The organism is Microcystis flos-aquae FACHB-1344 (assembly GCF_014698375.1).
GTDB lineage: Bacteria > Cyanobacteriota > Cyanobacteriia > Cyanobacteriales > Microcystaceae > Microcystis > Microcystis aeruginosa.
Genome location: NZ_JACJSW010000216.1, coordinates 46,886 through 65,286, shown reverse-complemented (window position 1 = coordinate 65,286; position 18,401 = coordinate 46,886). Strand labels below are relative to the sequence as shown.

The window sequence follows — 18,401 nt, the reverse complement described above, 5'->3', positions numbered from 1 at the left end:
TGCCGAACTGTTTGGTACTTTATTGATGACGACAATGCCCAATTAGCAAAGGTTTGAGCTATTACCACTACCATAAAATCACTACCTATCTTGATTTAGAGGATTTTTTCTAAACCGTAGACGAGGGATTGCAGCTGAGTAACTTTGCGGATAGAGAGGAGAACCCCCGGCATATAACAGGAGCGATCGCTGGTATCATGACGAAGGGTATAGATTTCCCCGGGGGAACCGAAAATGACTTCTTGGTGGGCAATTAAACCGGGTAGACGCACGCTATGAATACGGATGTTCTCAGCAGTTAAACCGCCTCTAGCGCCGGGGATAGTTTCTTTTTCGGAAACTTGGGCAGGATTAAAGGTTTTACCTAATTCGGCCAGTAATTCGGCGGTTTTAATGGCCGTTCCACTGGGTGCGTCTGCTTTTTGATTGTGATGCAGTTCGATAATTTCCACATGATCAAAGTAGCGGGATGCTTGCAGGGCAGCCTGTTGTAGTAAAACCATGCCAATGGAAAAATTGGGGATAACTAAACAGCCGGTGCTGGCTTTTTCGGCAAATTCGGCTAAATCTTGCAGTTGTGCCGGCGATAATCCCGTAGTTCCCACCACGGGACGCACTCCATAGGCGATCGCACTGCGGGTATTGTCATAAACACCGTCGGGATGGGTAAAATCCACCATCACCCCTTGCACTTTTTCCTGAGTTGCCAGGACTAAAACACTCTGCAAATCGTCGAGAATCGGCACTTCTAGGGGTTCACAACCGGCCACTTCCCCCACATCTTGACCTCGAAAAGCTGGATTTCGATCCACTGCACCCACTAAGATCATATCGTCGGCACGAGCAACGGCTTTAATGACTTCCCGTCCCATTTTACCGGCTGCACCGTTGACAACTACAGGAATCGGTCCTCTATTTTCGGTCATGGTTAATTATTCTCCTTATATATAACCTGAGTTCGGGATAAGAAAAGGGAGAAGTGATATGCTGAAAAACAGAAAACCATTCAGCCACCTTGCCCTAGGGTTAGTATAGATGCTTTATTCTGTCCTGTCGATGATTTTTGCCAATAATTTGCACCTCAATGCTCAAAAAGCTTACTTGCTTATGGACTGAAGACTCGACAACGAAAAATAAGCTTATGTCTGGGGGAAATTATGACGATTTTAATCGCTTTTCATACGGCGGATTCAGGCTCAGTCTGGTACATCTTCTAATTTGATTCCTTTTTGCCTCTATCTCAAACATTGCTGCTGATGCGTTTCAAATTTGAATTGGCGTACCAAGATTGGCCATCTCAAAACTTGGAAAACCGCAAAAGCCCTCAATTTTTAGGGATTGTAACATGAGTGATTACCCCGGATTTTCAGTTATTAAATCTAGTTTATCTCAACCCCAGAAAACACCTCAATTAATGACAGAGCAGCACCATGGCGATACCGATACCTAAGCTTAAACCGACCAGCACTTGAAAAGGAGTATGACCAATTAATTCCTTTAAACGTTCCTCGTTAAATTCCTTGCCCTCCTGGAACATTTCATCGATAATTTGATTGAGAATCCGGGCCTGTTTTCCCGCTGCCTGACGCACTCCAGCCGCATCATACATAACAATAACCGCAAAAAGCGCCGCAATCGCAAATTCGGGACTAGACCAACCCATCTGTAATCCTACCCCAGTAGCCAAGGCCCCCACCAGCGCCGAGTGAGCGCTAGGCATTCCTCCCGACGAGACTAGATAGCGCAGACTCACCTTACCATCGCGGATTAACTCAATCAGCGCTTTTAGTCCCTGGGCAGTGAAACAAGCTAAAAGAGAGACTAGCAGTATTTGATTGTGTAACACCTGCTCGAAGTCCTGCATAATCTCATTCGTTTAATTTAATTTTTACGATTAACAATATACTCGGCGATGGCCCGTAAAGGTTCAGCGGCCTCATCGTAGCCACTCAATTCACCGATGGCACTATCTATTAACTGTTGAGCTTGCTGGCGGGACTCTTCTATCCCCCAGAGACTAGGATAGGTGGCTTTTTGTGCCTGTAGATCCTTACCGGCGGTTTTGCCCAATTCCTCCTTTGTCGCCGTGATATCGAGAACATCATCGATAATTTGGAAAGCCAAGCCAATATTTTGAGCGTAACGGGCTAATTTAGCTATATCTTCCGCTTTTGCCCCCGCTAAAACTGCCCCCGACACCACAGAAGTCTCCAACAGGGACCCGGTTTTCTGAGTATGGATAAAACCGAGAGTTTCCGCCGAAATATCGGGTTTTCCTGCGGATTCCAAGTCTAAAACCTGACCCCCCACTAAACCCGCTGCCCCGACCGTGCGACCTAAACGGGCAATTACCTCTAAAATCTGTAGGGGAGGTACATTACGAGTCTGGGTAGCCACATACTCGAAAGCGTAGGCCAGGAGACCATCCCCGGCTAAAATAGCGATATCTTCGCCAAAAACCTTGTGATTGGTTAATTTCCCGCGTCGGTAATCATCGTTATCCATGGCGGGTAAATCGTCATGAATTAATGACATAGTGTGAATCATTTCTAGGGCGCAAGCGGTGGGTAAAGCCATCTCTAGGGAACCCCCCATCAATTCACAGGTAGCCAGACATAAAATCGGCCGCAGACGTTTGCCACCGGCGAGGAGAGAATAGCGCATCGCCTCGTAGATTTTGGCAGGATTGCCGATAACTAAAGAGCTATCTAAAGCTGACTCGACAATTAACCGCTTTTCCTCCAGATAGGAAGCCAGAGAAAAGCTCTCGTTTTTCCTCACTTCTACTCCTCGTTCGCCCCTAGTAACCATGTCTTTTTGTCTTGAACCGACTGCTTTTAAAACTATATCAGGAAACTCCACCTCGATCGGAATTAAACTGGCTGCTCCCTTGTCCCCTAAGCTGTTGACTATCTAAATTACTCCTTCAGACTGCATGGCAGCACCGGAGTTGACAGTCTGAACATTTGTACTAAAATTTCCCAGGCGGAGATGGGCCACTTTTCTTTTCTGATGCCTATTTTCTCTTTTAACCTGAAAAAATACATCCCTCAGCCCAGTCCAGGAATTGGCGAAAAACGGGCGATATAATTGAATTTCACCGCAGTTATCCCGGGAGATGCTAAAGTTTTGATGATTCGGTCAAACTTCCGTTTTCTTAGCTTGCGGTTGAGAAATTTCTCGATTAGCCTAGAATTAGGATTATCCTAGGAATATATTGTATGCTGCCAGAGCAAATTTTAGGCGATCGATACCAAATCCAAAGTCAGTTAGGTAAACAAACCGGAAGACGCACTTTTCTCGCCCAAGATCTAAAAACGGGTACTACTGTTGTCGTCAAATTATTAATCTTCAGTCCCGATTTTGAATGGACAGATTTAAAACTTTTTGAACGGGAGGCCGCAACTCTTAAACATCTAGATTGTCGCTCGATTCCTGAATATATCGACTATTTTGAAGTTCGCACCGATACCTATCAAGGTTTTGCCCTTGTTCAGAGTTATATCGAGGCTAAATCTCTCAAGGAACAGGTAGAAACCGGTCGCAAATTTACTGAAGCAGACCTACAAGAATTAGCTAAATCTATCCTAGGTATTTTAATTTATCTCCATGGACTTAACCCGCCAATTATCCACCGGGATTTGAAACCTAGTAATATCTTATTAAAAGATCGATCGGGCCATAGTATCGGCAATGTTTATTTAATTGATTTTGGTTCTGTCCAGACTGTTGCCCAACAGGAACAGGCTACTTTAACTATCGTCGGAACCTACGGTTATATGCCCCCTGAACAATTCGGTGGTCGCACCGTTGCCGCTTCTGATTTATACAGTTTAGGAGCGACTTTAATCTATCTAGCTACAGGCATTCATCCCGCCGATTTACCCCAAAAAGATGGCAAAATTCAATTAAATAATTTAGCCAATTTAAGCCCTGCTTTTGTTCATTGGTTGGGGCAGTTAATTGAACCTAGTATCGAGAAAAGGTTTATTTCAGCACAGGCAGCAAATCAAGCTTTAAATACTCTCCACGAAATTCAATTAACTTCCTCGAACCTTGAAAAACCCGCAGGGAGTCGGGTACAGTTGCAAAAAAGCGAGGAGAAAATTAAAATATCTTTACCTCCCGAAGGTTTTACCCCTAAATTAATTTTTCTTGGAGCTTTTGCCATCGCTTGGAATGCTTTTTTATTAGTATGGACAGGAGGAGCAGTTTCCATTCCTCTGTGGATAAGTTGGTTTTTTCTGCTCTTTTCCTTGCCTTTTTGGTTTGTAGGTTTAGGAATGCTTTACCAGATTATTTATTGTCTCAAAGGGGAGGAAATTATCACTATTAATAGTCAAGAAATTGTTGCCATTCAGCGAATTTGGGGTTTGACACTTCCGGGCAAAAATAAAATGGCACGGCAACATATTAATAAACTGGTGAAAGCTGATAGTTATCATAGCCAAGATGGTGATGGCGATCGAGTTTATGTACCGATGGCTTTAACTATTTGGGTGGGGACTAAAGAATATACTATTAGCAGTAAGACAAAAGCCTATCTGAGTCAACCCGAAATTGAATGGTTAGCAGCGGAATTAAGCCAATGGCTAGGAATGCCAATTACTAATAAGTAGCCAGTTACAATCAGCTTTTTTCTCCCTTCTCCCCACTCCCCCACGGATTACTGTTTACTGCTTACTGATAACTGAAAAATCTCCCCACTCCCCACTTCCCACCCCCTGATATGGACGAACTGTCTGTGATCGGTGTAAAATTTTATGAAGAGTCTCGGCTTTTTTCTCCCTTTTCCTGAGAAATCCCCCAGAGCCAGTGACTAAGATCAAAATTGTGCATCCCATCGATAATTAAGTTTATGAGCGCCACTATTACCGTAGAAAAACGCAAATTAGAAAAACCCCCTTTAGAACTGCATTATCTCGGCGATCGAGTCCTGCGTCAACCGGCCAAGCGGATTGCTAAGGTCGATGACAGCATTCGCCAATTAGCCAAAGAAATGCTGCAAACTATGTATAGTTCCAATGGTATCGGTTTAGCGGCTCCCCAAGTGGCAGTCAATAAACAATTGATTGTCATCGATTGTGAAACCGATAAACCGGAAAATCCGCCCCTAATTCTGATTAATCCCCAAATTATCGGTTATAGTCGGGAATTGTGCAAAGCGGAAGAGGGTTGTTTGAGTATTCCCGATGTGTTTTTAGATGTCATCCGTCCCCAAGCGATCGAAGTGAGTTATAAAGATGAACAGGGGAAACCGCGAAAACTGCAAGCTAACGGTTTACTAGCGCGGGCAATTCAACACGAAATGGATCATCTTAATGGTGTCATGTTCGTCGATAGAGTAGATAACGATTTGGCACTCAATGAAGAATTAAAAAAACACGGTTTTTCCGTGCAAGCGGTGAAACCCGTCGAGAAAGTGACAAAATAAAGGCATTAGTTAATTTAGGTGAGGAGTGAAGATGACCCCGAAAAGCGGCGTTTTATTGTTATTATCCTGTATTGCAGCGATCGCTGGTGTGGGTTGTGTCTTTGAAATTAGTTCGGGAGAACCGGATTTAGGCAATACCACCACTGGCCTAATTCTAGCGGCAAGTGTACCATTAACAGCCCTATTTTTTTGGGCGGCGGTTAAAGACACGAGAGCCAATTACAAATAGAATAACTTCCCCTCGGTTGCAGAAGAGAGAATTTATTTCTCTCTTTTGTTTGTTTTAACTACAGGACAAATTGCCAGAAAAAGTTACTACTTTTGAGGACTTTAAGTAGCTGGTTATAATTAAATTAAAAATAGTTTTTAGGTTCGATACCCCCTTAGTACTAGGGTTGATTCATAGTAGGGTTGATTCATGAATCAACCCTACCCTTAGTCCCCCGTTGATAAGGGTGGTGTCTGATAATTTTTAACGCCTACCTACTTATCATCTTTCATGACAATCAATTATCTGCCGACCGGTGAAAATCTGATTAGGTAAAGATTTCCCCCCTCTCTCCTCTATCCGCAATCTAGAATGATAAAATAGGTGAAGTTCAAAGCATCATTCATTAGCTATGACCACAACCCACAAAGTAGAAATTTCTCATTTAGGAAAAATACAAACGATCGAAGTTAGGGAAGATCAAACTATACTACAAGCAGCCTACGATGCGGGGATTGACTTACCCAGTTCTTGCAATGCGGGCGTATGTACTACCTGCGCCGCTCAACTTTCCCAGGGTAGCGTTGAACAAGGTGAGGGCATGGGATTATCCCCCGACCTGCAAAAAGAAGGCTATGCTTTGTTATGTGTGGCCTATCCTCGCTCGGATATTAAACTGGAATCTGGCAAGGAAGAAGTAGTTTATCAACGTCAATTCGGAAAACCCTAGGCCAAACTGGGGTTAAGATGAGAAATTTTCGGGGGTTTCCCCCCAAAAAAACAGATTTTGAGCCAATAGAACCAGCAAACCCTAACTAATAGCCGAATGCTGACTAATAAGGGGGAACTTTTCCTCTCTACCCTTGAGGGCTGCTTTCATGAAACCAGAAAAGAGAGGATGAGCTTTATTGGGACGAGAGCGAAATTCGGGGTGAAATTGGGTAGCAATAAAGAAAGGATGTTTTGGTAGTTCGATAATTTCCACCAAACGACCATCAGGAGAAGTGCCACTCACCAGATAACCAGTCTCGAAAAAGAGACTACGATAGGCATTATTAAACTCGTAACGGTGACGATGGCGCTCATAGATAACCTCTTGACCGTAGAGGGAGAAAGCCAGACTATCGGGATTTAAACGGCAGGGATAGAGACCTAAGCGCATTGTTCCCCCTAAATCCACCACATCTGCCTGTTCTGGCAGTAAATTAATCACTGGATTGGGTGTATCCTCTTCAAATTCGGAACTATTGGCCCTTTCCAATCGGGCCACATTGCGACCCCATTCGATAATCGAACACTGCATCCCTAAACAGAGACCCAAGAAAGGAATATTATTGACCCTAGCATACTCGATCGCCTTAATTTTGCCATCCACACCCCTAATACCAAAACCACCGGGTACAACAATACCGTCAACACCGCTTAAATGAGCTTCGGCCGAATCGTTATCCACATCTTCAGCACTTACCCAACGCAATTCTATCTCGCTATCAAGGGCAATAGCAGCGTGTTTCAAGGCCTCTACCACCGAGAGATAAGCATCCCCCAACTGCACATATTTACCAACGATAGCTATCTCTAATTTTTGACTAGGGGATTGCATCTGTCGGATGAGATTTTCCCACTCCTCCAGATGGGGGTATCGGGGACCCAGGTTTAATAATTCTAGGGTTTGTTGCGCTAATCCCTCTTTTTCCAGATTAAGAGGCACTTCGTAGATACTGCTGGCATCCTGAGCAGTAATCACCGATTCCACCGGCACATCACAGAAAGCTGAGAGTTTTTCTTTTAACCCCGGTTGTAGGGGTAGATGACAACGACAGACTAACACATCCGGTTGAATGCCGATCGATCTTAATTCCTTGACCGAGTGTTGCGTCGGTTTAGTTTTCATCTCCTTAGCGGCCGGAATCCAAGGAATTAGGGTAACGTGCATATAAACCACGTTATTTCGACCTACATCCTTCCTAAATTGCCTAATTGCTTCTAAAAAAGGCAGAGATTCGATATCTCCCACCGTACCACCAATTTCTGTGATGACAATATCGGGGTTGGTATCTTTGGCCACCCGGAGAATCCTTTCCTTGATTTCGTTGGTAATATGGGGAATTACCTGCACGGTTCCCCCCATATAAGCACCACGGCGCTCTTTATTCAATACCGCTTGATAAATCGAGCCAGTAGTCACGCTATTGAGACGGGAGAGTTCCGTATCGGTAAAACGTTCGTAGTGGCCAAGGTCGAGGTCGGTTTCGGCCCCATCATCGGTGACAAATACCTCTCCGTGTTGAAAAGGACTCATCGTACCCGGATCCACGTTGATATAGGGGTCTAATTTCAGAATTGAGACGGAATAATCCCGACTTTTCAACAATCTTCCCAAACTAGCAGCGACAATCCCTTTCCCAATACTGGAGACGACTCCCCCAGTAACAAAGACAAATTTACTCATAAAATTTTTCCTGCGATCGATTATACCTAGCAAGGGGTGAGAGTTTTCGGGATGGGGCGGTGTCATTTTCCCAGATTTCATTATAACTGGATGATCTATACCCCGATCCTCGTTTTAACTCCCTCTCGAAAATCTATTGCACCACAGCCTTTAGTCACCTTCATCCCGATCATGTAAATTTTCCGCTACAATCGAGAGTACTAAGACTCAGGCAATTGTAAAGTAATATTAATGATAGATTTTAATACCCTCGCTGAATTTTCCCGCAACTATTGCGTCTCGATTTGTGCCTTTTTAGTACCCGCTAACTTAGTAACCACCCTTTTAACAGTTCTTTTTCTCTATTTCGGTCGTCCTACCCGTCAAATCTTCCCCATTGCTTCCCTAGCTTTGTTGTTCGCTGTCACCATGTTTCTCCACGTCGCCACTTGGTTAATGATTGGTGTGGTTATGGCCCCCACTTTTATCCTCTTTGGACTAGGTTTAACCTGTTTTGTGATCAATTTTCAAGCCATCAGCGATCGCCAAAGCTTGGAACAGTTATTACACACCGGGATTAATCGTCTGGCCCGCTCTTTCAACTAAAGAAAAGCGCCAAGACTTCCCCCTTCCCACATAGTTGAACCAAGAGGCTAATCTTGATGCGTCCAAGAGCGATGAGCCAGACGCAAACCCCAATCGAGCAGATAACCAATCGCGCCAATAACGAGAATCACCGCCATCAACTCTGAATAAGCGAGTCGATCGCGTGTATCGAGAATATAATAACCCAAACCCGCACTAACCCCCAGCATTTCCGCCGGGACAAGAACGATCCAGATAATACCGATAGCCAAACGGAAACCAGTTAAGAGATGGGAGAGGATCGCAGGCAGAATAATCTGGAAAACCGTTTCCCCTCGGGTAGCACAGAGACTGCGGGCTAAAGTCAACCAAGAGCGATCAACCGCATTAACCCCAGCAGCCGTATTGAGAAGGATCGGCCAGATGGCCGCCACCGTCAGCAAAAAATACACAGGTAGATCACCAATTCCCAAAACCATCACCGCTAAAGGCATCCAAGAAAGGGGCGAGATCATGCGTAGAAATTGAAATAGGGCCGACAAAGCCGATTCAAGGGAGCGATACAACCCGATTAATACCCCCAACGGCACACCGATGGCACTAGCGAGAACTAAGCCCACAAGAACCCGGCGGCAACTGGTGAGGATATGGGGCATAATCTCCCCCCCAACAAAAAGCTGTAATAAAGCGACAAAAGAGCGCTCAGGGGAAAAATCATTTAAAATCGGGTTTGAGTGCCATAGAGGACTGGTAAATAGCCACCAGAGCAATAATCCAAAACCGATACCCCATAAGGGTAGTAAAGCTCTTGGCGGGGAGGTCAAAGATTGTGACTTCATAGGTTCAGACCTTTAAAATTTGATCGTCTCGATGCGGGAGAGATTATTCGGTAAGCCGAAAGCTTTCGGTCCGCCCACCTGTTGCAAGGCATTACGGACAAAAGAGTCATCCACGAGATCCCGCGCCACCTGTCGGGGTTGCAGTTTTTGGAGAAAATCCGTATTTCCTTCCACCTGAGTGGTTTTGAGCAAGCGTACCAGTTCCTCGGTATAGGAAGGGAAAGGATAGGGCTGGAAATCGATCCGGTTGACTTGCCAGTCTGGATTCTCGATCGCCCCGTCTTTTTTATAGAAATTGCGATCATAGTAAGTAAGCGCCCGTTGCAATACTGGCAGCGGGTGAGGCGTATATTTTCCACCATCTTTAGAGAGAATCCGGGCCACTTCCGAGCGATTGCTCCGGGACCAGAGTTGAGCTTTAACGAGGGCGTTTACCACCTTCTGCGTCCATTGTTTCCGTTGCCTAATATCCTCCTCGTGAACAAAGACGACGCAACAGGCGTGATTCTTCCAGACATCGCCAGTGAAACGGAGAACCCTACCGGTTTTTAGATTTTCCGCCGCCGCGTTGAAAGGTTCAGCAACGATATAACCACCGATGCTCTTATTGGCGAGGGCTGATACCATATCCGGGGGCGGGAGAACCACTAGATTAACCTCGTTAGAAGCGATCGGCGCGTCCTTGGCTTTGCGAACTATTTTCAGCCCGTTACGTTGTAAGAGTTGTTGCAAGACCAAATTATGAATTGAATACCAGAAAGGAACCGCGATCGTTTTACCTCCCAATTCCCTGGGATTTTCAATATCGGGAAGGACGGTGAGGGCTGAGCCATTGGTATGGTTCCAAGCGACGATTTTAGCGGGGAAATTGCGCCCGTAACGAATCCAGATCGAGGTGGGAAAAAGAACATGAATAACGTTCACCTGCCGAGCGAGAAAGGCTTCAACAATCTGCGCCCAAGAACGGAATAGGCGCGGTTGTTCTGTAGTTAAACCTTCCGCTTGATAAAGTTTTCGCGAGTGGGCTACCAATAGGGGGGCGGCATCCGTAATCGGTAGATAACCGATTTTCACAGGCTGATCTTTGGCATTGGCGTTAACGGGGAGATTCCAATTATCGGCGGCGATCGCTGCCCCGAAGGAACTGGTAAACAGTGCCGAAAGTTTCAGAAAATCTCGACGGCTCATGCCGCAACAAGCACAATTATCGTGTAGGTTCATGGATTTACAGTGTCATGACAAGGGCTAATTCTTGAAAAATTGACTGGCGTAGATCACTCAAAAGCTTGGCTGACTCGAAACGGGGTTTCGGCATCGAGATGGTCCATTCTCGGCGGATGCCCACCGGATGACGGCCCATGAGAAGAACTCGATCGGCCACTAACAGGGCCTCATCGATGTCGTGGGTAACGAGGAGAACCGTGCTGTTATAGAGAGCTATGACTTCTAGGAGGAGTTTTTGCATCTCGAAACGGGTGATCGCGTCGAGGGCGCTAAACGGCTCATCCAGGAGGAGGAGAGAGGGGCGGCGGGCGAGGACGCGGGCTAGAGAAACTCTCTGAGCCATACCGCCGGATAGTTGATGAGGATAGGCACGCTCGAAGCCATCTAGTTTGACGCTTTTAACGGCGGTGTGAACCCTTTCGCGTAATTGCTGATGATCGAGGCGGGGCATCCGCTTTAATTTCAAACCAAAAGCCACGTTTTGCCAAACGGTTAACCAAGGTAAAAGGGCGGGGGATTGAAAGACGATCGAGCTGCGGATGTCTGGTGCTTGTAGGGGTCGTGAGTGCAATTGTATTTCTCCGCCATCGGCACTTTGCAAACCAGCGGCGGTAGCAAGGAGGGTAGATTTACCGCAACCACTGGCCCCGAGCAAACAAACCACCTCACCGGAGCGCACCTGTAGGTTAATATCCTCAAAAACGGTACGGTAGCCATGGCGGGTTTTATAGCGTTTGTGGAGATTTTTGAGGGTGAGGACGGGGTAATCAGTGGCGACGCTCATTCCCTCACCCCCGCTCGATCAAGTTCGCCAGTGAGAATTTTATCGGTAGAGGACTGACGTTGTAACTCTCTTTCTAGTTGAATCAGGCTCGGAGTTAACACTGGTAAAAAGGCGACCTCGCGCAGCCGTCGCGCCGTGTCGCTATTACGAAAATAGCCTTTTCCTCCCTTAATTTCCGCTTCTAACCATACGGATTCCACCGCTAACCGGGTAATGTCCACTCTGAGGGTGAATAGTTGGCGTGTTCGTCCGAGATCGAAGCTTTCTAGGGTGCTGAATTGCTCGATTTTCTTTTCTAGACGAGTCAGACGCTCCCGGGCGAAGAAATAACGATCGCTGGCTACCGCGGCCTTTCCCCCTAAACTTTTCTCTGTCTCCCCAAGGGATTTACGCGTAATGCCAAGGGCCAGTCCGCATTGTAACAGCAAGAAACAGGGGCGGACTGAGGGTAAAAATTTTGCTGCTTCCAAGCTGATAATCCAGTCGTGAGATAACTGAACTCGATCGAATTCAAGGGTACTGGTGCGGGAAGCTTGTAAACCCAATAATTGTAGGTCTTCACCCCGTTTTAACCCTTTTGCGAAGGAGGGAAGGGCGAGGATAAGAGTTTGTCCAGATGTGGTTTGAGCGGCAACGGCCACTATAAATTCTCCCTTAGAGTCGAGGTTAGAGGCCCAGGGCAGGAAGCCATTAACAGTGACGTTTTCTCCCTCGATCTTTGCCTGTAAACGCAGCTCCTCGATCCCGCCGAGGTACTTCATCGCGTTGGAGAGTCCTGTGGCTCCGGCTATCTCTCCCTTGAGAACAGCAGGTAGAATTTTGTTTTGTAGGTAAGTGTTATTACTGGCGGCCAGATATTGAATGAAGACGCGCTGACACCAGAAAACAAAACCGGTGGTCAGGCAGCATTGGGACACAGAGGAGATCGCCTCTACTGCCTGTGATAAGGAGCCACCCCGACCCCCTAAGCTTTCAGGTATAGCATAGCCGAACCAGCCCGATTCTCCTAGCTTGGTTAGGGCCCAACCGACGTTGAGATTAGCTGTACCGTTGTTGAGGTCAGTGGCTCTTTCTTCCAGAAAAGAACTGATTTCGGAGCCTCGATCTAGCATCATTGTTCTCTCCTAGGGCTGAATATTTTCAATCGAGGTCAAACTATCTATGGGTGCGCCGACCACTTCTCTGGCTCTTTTTACCGCCGCTTCATCGGGACTATCGTAGAAACAGAGACATTTACTCAAGTCTTCGCAAATATATGTACGCTCGAAACTGACTTCAGGCACTTGAGCATAAAGGGGGGTTTTCTCCGCTTTTCGTTGCAGGTAAGTTTCCATCGTTAGCCCCGGAGGTAAATTCCACTGTACTAGATAGTTGGCTTTGTCTTTGCGCTCTCGCACAGTGGCTAAGTCCTGCCCAATCAAGCGCATTTCCTTGATTAGTTGCCAACCTAGCCCAGCGTTTTCTAGTACTTGTTCGAGGGAGGCGCGATCGATCGCTTTGATAATCAGGAATAACCGCCCCTCTGTTTCACCGATTAGGGCTTCGATTAACTCTCCCTGCGATTTTGATGCGAGTGTGGCAATGCGCTCCAATATCTCGCTCACCTCTTCTTTTGTCCTTTCTTGTCGATCATCCTCTACTAGATATAGAGTCATAATTCATCTGAAATACATTTACAATACATTTGAGTTTACTGTCTTTGAGAAAAAAAAGCAATATTTTCAAGAGCCTCAAAACGAGGTGACACGGGAGTAGATGGTTCAAGACCGTTTCGCTCAAGTCGTGGCCAGAACCCTGGCCTTGAATGATATGCGTGACCCGATTTTTTCGATAACCGCCCTTATCTGGCTGAATTTTTTTCGGCCAAAGACTTGACAAACTCCAAAATTTCTGCTAACCTTGTAGTATAATGGGAATCCGTGTCGGCCTACGAACCCTCTTTGTAACTCTTTCTCAAGAATAAAAATTTTAACCCGAATTGCCGGTAGTAGCTAAACTAAGAGCAGTACCACGGGAAACGGTGACTATGGAAGTTATTTGTACGCGTCCCCACTGTCCGAAACCGCGTAATCAGTGCCTAGACCTAGACGATAGCAATCGCTTAACCTCGATCGAGCAGAAATATTGTATTACTTGCGGGATGCCATTAATTTTGGGGGGACGTTATTTACCGGAACGTCTATTGGGACAAGGAGGATTTGGGGCAGCATTTTTAGCAGTAGATCGTTATAGTCCCAAAAAAGCTAAATGTGTACTCAAACAATTTCAACCCTCCGGTAATTTAAGTCCCCAAGCTTTAGAAAAAGCGAAAAACTTATTTTTTCAAGAAGCGCACGTTTTAGAAGATTTAGGCCGAGAACATCCCCAAATCCCCGATCTCTATGCTTTTTTCCCTTTAACAGTCAAGAATCAATTAACGGGAAAAGAAGAGCAATTTTTCTATCTGGCCCAGGAATATATCGACGGTAAAAACTTAGAAGAAATTCTCCAACAGCAACAAAAACCCTTTCAAGAAAGTGAAGTCAAAAACATTCTCAAAGAATTACTTCTTATCCTCAAATTTATTCATGAAAATGGTTCCATTCACCGGGATATAAAACCATCTAACATCATGCGCTCCCAAAATGGCCGCCTCTATTTACTCGATTTTGGGGCAGTAAAACAGGCTACCAATAACCCTAGTAATACACAAGAGAAATCCACAACAATTTACTCAGCTGGATTTGCTCCTCCCGAACAACAATTAGGCAATCAGGTATCGGCAGCCACAGATTTATATGCCCTAGCAGCTACCTGTGTTATACTCTTAACTAATCGCGATCCTGATGATCTATACGATCCCCAAAAACAGGTCTGGAATTGGCAAAATTATGCCCCCAACATCAGTGCAGATTTAGCAAGAGTATTCAATAAAATGTTACTAGCAAATCCCCTGGATAGATTTCAATCCTGTGGAGAAGTTTTAACCGCTTTAAATACACCTCCCCCATCTCCTCCATCTCCTCCACCTTCTCCAATTCCTCCATCCCCTCCAGCTTCTCCAGTGATTAGAAAAACTTCCCGCTTTTCTCTTGGGGAAACCTTCGCTAATGCTGCCTTTACAGGATTTGAGGGGACATTATTAGTAATTGCCTTAAATAGTTTACTCCCCTCGCTAGGAATTGTCATCGCTTTTATGATCTTAGGTGGCTTAGTTTGGGCATTATTTAAAAAAGTGATTGAAGGGAGAGATTTACCGATTCTAGCAGCAATTACCCTCACCCTCATCTTCTTTCTTTCGCAACTGCAAGGAAGCCTAAATTTTCCTGAAATTGCTATCATTGCCGTGATGGCAGCCATCGGAGCAATTGCTATTACCGCCTTTTTCCGGTTAATATATCAGATAATTTTGCGATTATTTTAAAACCCTGAAAGTGGTTAAATTATCATCACTACCGCCGGTAATCGTGCCACCGAGGTCTAAAATAGTTTGCAGATAGTCGAGGACTTCCTGAGAAATTAACTCACCCGGCATCAAAACGGGAATACCGGGGGGATAGGGACAGATAACATCAGCACTAAGACGATCGAGGGCATTTTTCCGGGATACTATCTCTGTAGGGGCAAAAAAAGCCTTTCTAGGAGAAATAGCCAAATTTCCCGTGACTGGGGGAGGAGTGGGGGGTAAACTGGTAGAGTCAGGAGATTGAAGGCATTGAAAAGCAGTAATTAGGCGATTAATGTGTTCGCGATGGTTGCCGATGGAGATAATAAAAGTAAGTTGGCTTAAAGTCGGTAATTCTGCGGTGACAGCGTATTTTTCTCGCAAAATATCGTCTATTTCGTAACCAGTTAAGCCAAAATTTTTGACAATTACCGTTAAACGAGTGCGATCAAACCAGTGACAACCCGGGATAGAATGGGGAAAGTCTAGAACAGAGATATTAGGAATTTTATCGAGTTCTTTTCGGGCAGTAGCGGCTAAATCGAGGGTTTTGCTCAGTAAATCTAGTCCTTGCGTCGCCATTTGCTTTCTAGCACTATCAAGGGAAGCGAGAAGCAAATAACTAGGGCTAGTGGTTTGAACTAATTGTAAGGCTCGATCGACTTTTTCGGAACTAATGCGATCGCTTTTTAAGTGTAACATCGATGCTTGAGTTAAGGCCCCTAAAACCTTATGGGTGGACTGAATAGCCATATCAGCGCCGAGAGACAGGGCAGCCGGAGGTAAATCGGGATGAAAGGCAAAATGCGCCCCGTGAGCCTCATCGACGAGCAGCGGGATAGAATAATGATCGGTAATCTGGGCGATAGTTTCTAAGTCACAGCAAACCCCTTGATAGGTGGGAGAGACTACCATCACCGCTTTGGCGTCGGGATGAAGTTTCAGGGCATTTTCGAGGGATTGGGGGGTTATATTTAAATTTAGATCGATAGTGGGATTATATTCGGGATTGATAAAGATAGGCTGCGCCCCAGAGAGAATTAAGCCCGAAATTGCCGATTTATGAATATTTCTCGCCAAAATAATTTTATCTCCCTCGCCGCAAGTGGCTAAAATCGCCGCAATAATGCCACAACTGGAGCCATTGACTAAAAACCAGCTTTTATCTGCCCCAAATGTCTCGGCTGCTAAAATTTGCGCTTCTTTAATCACCCCCGTCGGGGCAAACAAATTATCAAGGTCGGGTAATTCGGGTAAATCGGCTTTAAAGACGCTTTTTCCCAGTAAATTACTTAAATCTTCCCCGATTCCTTCCCCCTGCTTATGCCCTGGCGCATAAAATGGTACATCTAAACTATTGACTTTTTTTTGCAGTTGTGATAGTAGCGGAGCAGATTCTGGCGAAGGCATTGTGAGAAGTGGGAAGTGGGGGATTTGTCAGTGTTGCCAAAGGCACGGCGTAGCCGTCCAGTAAACAGTAAACAGTAAACAGTAAACAGTAATCAGTAAACAGTAATTAGTGAAGATTGATCGGCGAATAATATCATTTAAAACTTAAAACTTATCAGTTATCACTTTAATCTGATAACTGATCACTGATCACTGATCACTGATAACTGTTAACTATCTGTGCCTAACATTTGCAGTTTATATAAACTAGCGTAGAGGCCGTCTTCGGTTAATAAATCTTCATGGGTTCCCGATTCGACTAATTCCCCGCGTTTAAGGACAAGAATTCGATCGACATCGCGAATAGTGGAGAGACGATGGGCGATAATAATAGCGGTACGATCGACTAAAATCTGTTCTAAAGCTTCTTGAATTAATACTTCTGTCCCCACGTCTAAACTAGCGGTAGCTTCATCTAAAACTAAAATTTCGGGGTTACGAATAGCGACTCTCGCAAAAGCGAGTAATTGTTTTTGTCCTCCCGATAAATTTGCGCCTCGTTCCCGTAAAAGGGTATGATAACCATCGGGTAACTCCTCGATAAAGTGATCGATATTAGTTAATTTAGCTGCTGCCTTCACCTGCTCAAAATCATAATTTTCCCCTAAAGTAATATTGCGAGTAACATCTCCGGCAAAGAGAAAAGTTTCTTGCAGAATGACACCGATATAACGTCTTAATTCCGCTTGGGGAAGATAACGGATATCGATACCATCCACTAGAATTCTGCCCTTACTTGGTTCGTAAAGACGACAGAGAAGACGAATAATCGAACTTTTTCCCGCACCAGTCGGACCAACTAAAGCGACTTTTTCCCCTGGATGAATGGTAAAATTGAGACCTTTGATAATATATTCATCGGGTTTATAACCAAACCAAACATTATCAAAAATAATCTCGCCAGTTTTAAGTTTTTCTGGGAAATAAATCTCCTTATTATTGTTATAATCTTTGATTTCAATGGGAATACTAATTAATTCACCAATTCGTTCTATAGCAGTAAAACCCGCTTGAAACATAGTAAATTTTTCGGCAAACTGACGCAGGGGATTAAAGAGACGTTGGGAGAATAAAATAAAAGCTGATAAAACCCCAAAATCAATGGTTTTCTGGAGAATCAAAATCCCGCCTAACCATAATACTCCTCCCACGGCAATTAATCCGATCCATTCCAAAGTGGACGAGACAGCCGAATCATAAAAAATTGTTTTATCTAGGGATTGACGATAGTGAGTATTGATAGCGCGAAACATTTCAGCATTAAAGCGTTCGCGGCGAAATAATTGAACAATATTAACTCCGACTATATTTTCCTGTAATTGGGCATTAAGTTTTGATAATTCCTCGCGTACTTGATAGTTAGCGATGCGGTATTGTTTTTGAAAAAAGATAATTAAAGCAGTGACGGGAAATAACATCAACACCAACAATAGAGCTAATTGCCATTGTAGGGTAAACATGGTGATGATAATAACTAAAATATTGACCAAATCACTGACAACTCCGATCGCCCCACTAGCAAAAACTTCTCCTAATGCTTCCACATCGCTGGTTAAACGAGTGACTAAACGTCCCACGGGAGAGCGATCAAAAAAACTGGAGGAAAGGGAGGTGACATGGGTAAATAAATCTTCCCGGACATTAGCAGTAATTGACTGACCGACTTTCTGCACTAGATAACCTTGTGTTGTCCCTAAAATCAGTCGTAAAATAATCGCAGCCGAGAGGATAATAATTAGGGTATTAATGGCTGCTGTTAAGGGCATTCGAGCCAAAAAATCCCAAGTTTGTTCCTTTTGCAAAAGGGAGACCGCTTGACCGATAATTAAGGGTTGGATCGCCCCTGTGAGAGATAGGGGAAAAAGAAGTATTAATGACCAAAATAGCAGGGCTTTTTGCTTTTTTGCGTAGGGAAGTAATCTTAATAATAATCTCCAGTCATTTTCTTTGACCGGAGGGGACACAGGGGAGGATGATAGACTCATGAAGGGATTTCCAATGAAATTCTCGGCAGCCGGGGAGA

Annotated in this window: 17 protein-coding genes; 6 read left to right on the top strand and 11 right to left on the bottom strand. The window is 44.9% G+C overall.

Going from position 1 to position 18,401, the window contains the following annotated elements:
* Positions 1 to 95 precede the first annotated feature (95 nt).
* The 3 genes from dapB to crtE form a co-directional block, all read right to left on the bottom strand.
* The gene (gene dapB / locus H6G48_RS22600) at positions 96 to 926 is read right to left on the bottom strand and encodes a 4-hydroxy-tetrahydrodipicolinate reductase (protein WP_190723297.1); all 831 of its coding nucleotides are present in this window, start codon (positions 924 to 926) and stop codon (positions 96 to 98) included.
* A 485-nt stretch (positions 927 to 1,411) separates the two neighbouring features.
* Positions 1,412 to 1,864, bottom strand: a complete 453-nt coding sequence (locus tag H6G48_RS22595; protein WP_002733310.1) for a divergent PAP2 family protein — start codon at positions 1,862 to 1,864, stop codon at positions 1,412 to 1,414.
* 17 nt (positions 1,865 to 1,881) lie between these two features.
* Positions 1,882 to 2,811 carry a geranylgeranyl diphosphate synthase CrtE gene (crtE, locus tag H6G48_RS22590; RefSeq protein ID WP_190723295.1) on the bottom strand — a complete coding sequence of 310 codons (930 nt, stop codon included), beginning with the start codon at positions 2,809 to 2,811 and terminating at the stop codon, positions 1,882 to 1,884.
* Between the two features lie 410 nt (positions 2,812 to 3,221).
* Between crtE and H6G48_RS22585 the strand changes: the two genes are divergently transcribed.
* From H6G48_RS22585 to H6G48_RS22570, 4 genes are all read left to right on the top strand, one after another.
* The gene (locus H6G48_RS22585) at positions 3,222 to 4,619 is read left to right on the top strand and encodes a serine/threonine protein kinase (protein WP_190723293.1); all 1,398 of its coding nucleotides are present in this window, start codon (positions 3,222 to 3,224) and stop codon (positions 4,617 to 4,619) included.
* Positions 4,620 to 4,858: 239 nt separating this feature from the next.
* Positions 4,859 to 5,434, top strand: a complete 576-nt coding sequence (def, locus tag H6G48_RS22580) for a peptide deformylase (protein ID WP_190723291.1) — start codon at positions 4,859 to 4,861, stop codon at positions 5,432 to 5,434.
* Positions 5,435 to 5,465: 31 nt separating this feature from the next.
* The gene (locus tag H6G48_RS22575; protein ID WP_002731987.1) at positions 5,466 to 5,663 is read left to right on the top strand and encodes a hypothetical protein; all 198 of its coding nucleotides are present in this window, start codon (positions 5,466 to 5,468) and stop codon (positions 5,661 to 5,663) included.
* A gap of 391 nt (positions 5,664 to 6,054) precedes the next feature.
* Entirely contained in the window at positions 6,055 to 6,372 is a 318-nt protein-coding gene (locus H6G48_RS22570; protein ID WP_002732025.1) for a 2Fe-2S iron-sulfur cluster-binding protein, read from the top strand.
* An 81-nt stretch (positions 6,373 to 6,453) separates the two neighbouring features.
* Here H6G48_RS22570 and pyrG read toward each other — a convergent pair whose 3' ends face one another.
* Positions 6,454 to 8,094 (bottom strand): glutamine hydrolyzing CTP synthase, encoded by a 1,641-nt coding sequence (gene pyrG, locus H6G48_RS22565; RefSeq protein ID WP_190723289.1) that lies wholly within the window; start codon positions 8,092 to 8,094, stop codon positions 6,454 to 6,456.
* A 231-nt stretch (positions 8,095 to 8,325) separates the two neighbouring features.
* Here pyrG and H6G48_RS22560 point away from each other — a divergent pair, with 231 nt between their 5' ends.
* Positions 8,326 to 8,679 (top strand): hypothetical protein, encoded by a 354-nt coding sequence (locus H6G48_RS22560; RefSeq protein ID WP_190723287.1) that lies wholly within the window; start codon positions 8,326 to 8,328, stop codon positions 8,677 to 8,679.
* A 47-nt stretch (positions 8,680 to 8,726) separates the two neighbouring features.
* Here the strand turns inward: H6G48_RS22560 and H6G48_RS22555 are convergent, their stop codons facing one another.
* Genes H6G48_RS22555 through H6G48_RS22535 form a run of 5 tightly spaced genes read right to left on the bottom strand, consistent with a single transcriptional unit; the run spans position 8,727 to position 13,160 of the window.
* Complete coding sequence (locus tag H6G48_RS22555; protein ID WP_190723285.1) at positions 8,727 to 9,497, bottom strand: ABC transporter permease; 771 nt, start codon at positions 9,495 to 9,497, stop codon at positions 8,727 to 8,729.
* Positions 9,498 to 9,509: 12 nt separating this feature from the next.
* Complete coding sequence (locus H6G48_RS22550) at positions 9,510 to 10,718, bottom strand: ABC transporter substrate-binding protein (protein WP_190723284.1); 1,209 nt, start codon at positions 10,716 to 10,718, stop codon at positions 9,510 to 9,512.
* Positions 10,719 to 10,722: 4 nt separating this feature from the next.
* On the bottom strand, positions 10,723 to 11,505 hold the full coding sequence (locus H6G48_RS22545) for an ABC transporter ATP-binding protein (protein ID WP_149988525.1): 783 nt from the start codon (positions 11,503 to 11,505) through the stop codon (positions 10,723 to 10,725).
* Positions 11,502 to 12,617: an acyl-CoA dehydrogenase family protein gene (locus H6G48_RS22540; protein WP_190723282.1), complete on the bottom strand. Its 1,116-nt coding sequence runs from the start codon at positions 12,615 to 12,617 to the stop codon at positions 11,502 to 11,504. The genes H6G48_RS22545 and H6G48_RS22540 overlap by 4 nt, the downstream gene beginning before the upstream one ends.
* Before the next feature lie 12 nt (positions 12,618 to 12,629).
* Complete coding sequence (locus H6G48_RS22535; protein ID WP_190723280.1) at positions 12,630 to 13,160, bottom strand: DUF4242 domain-containing protein; 531 nt, start codon at positions 13,158 to 13,160, stop codon at positions 12,630 to 12,632.
* 371 nt (positions 13,161 to 13,531) lie between these two features.
* Between H6G48_RS22535 and H6G48_RS22530 the strand changes: the two genes are divergently transcribed.
* On the top strand, positions 13,532 to 14,908 hold the full coding sequence (locus tag H6G48_RS22530) for a serine/threonine-protein kinase (protein ID WP_190723278.1): 1,377 nt from the start codon (positions 13,532 to 13,534) through the stop codon (positions 14,906 to 14,908).
* On the opposite strand, the gene H6G48_RS22525 is transcribed toward H6G48_RS22530, so the two are convergent.
* Positions 14,900 to 16,339, bottom strand: coding sequence for an aminotransferase class I/II-fold pyridoxal phosphate-dependent enzyme (locus H6G48_RS22525; protein ID WP_190723275.1), 1,440 nt, complete (start codon positions 16,337 to 16,339; stop codon positions 14,900 to 14,902). The genes H6G48_RS22530 and H6G48_RS22525 overlap by 9 nt on opposite strands.
* Before the next feature lie 209 nt (positions 16,340 to 16,548).
* Positions 16,549 to 18,363 (bottom strand): ABC transporter ATP-binding protein, encoded by a 1,815-nt coding sequence (locus tag H6G48_RS22520; RefSeq protein ID WP_190723274.1) that lies wholly within the window; start codon positions 18,361 to 18,363, stop codon positions 16,549 to 16,551.
* Positions 18,364 to 18,401 lie beyond the last annotated feature (38 nt).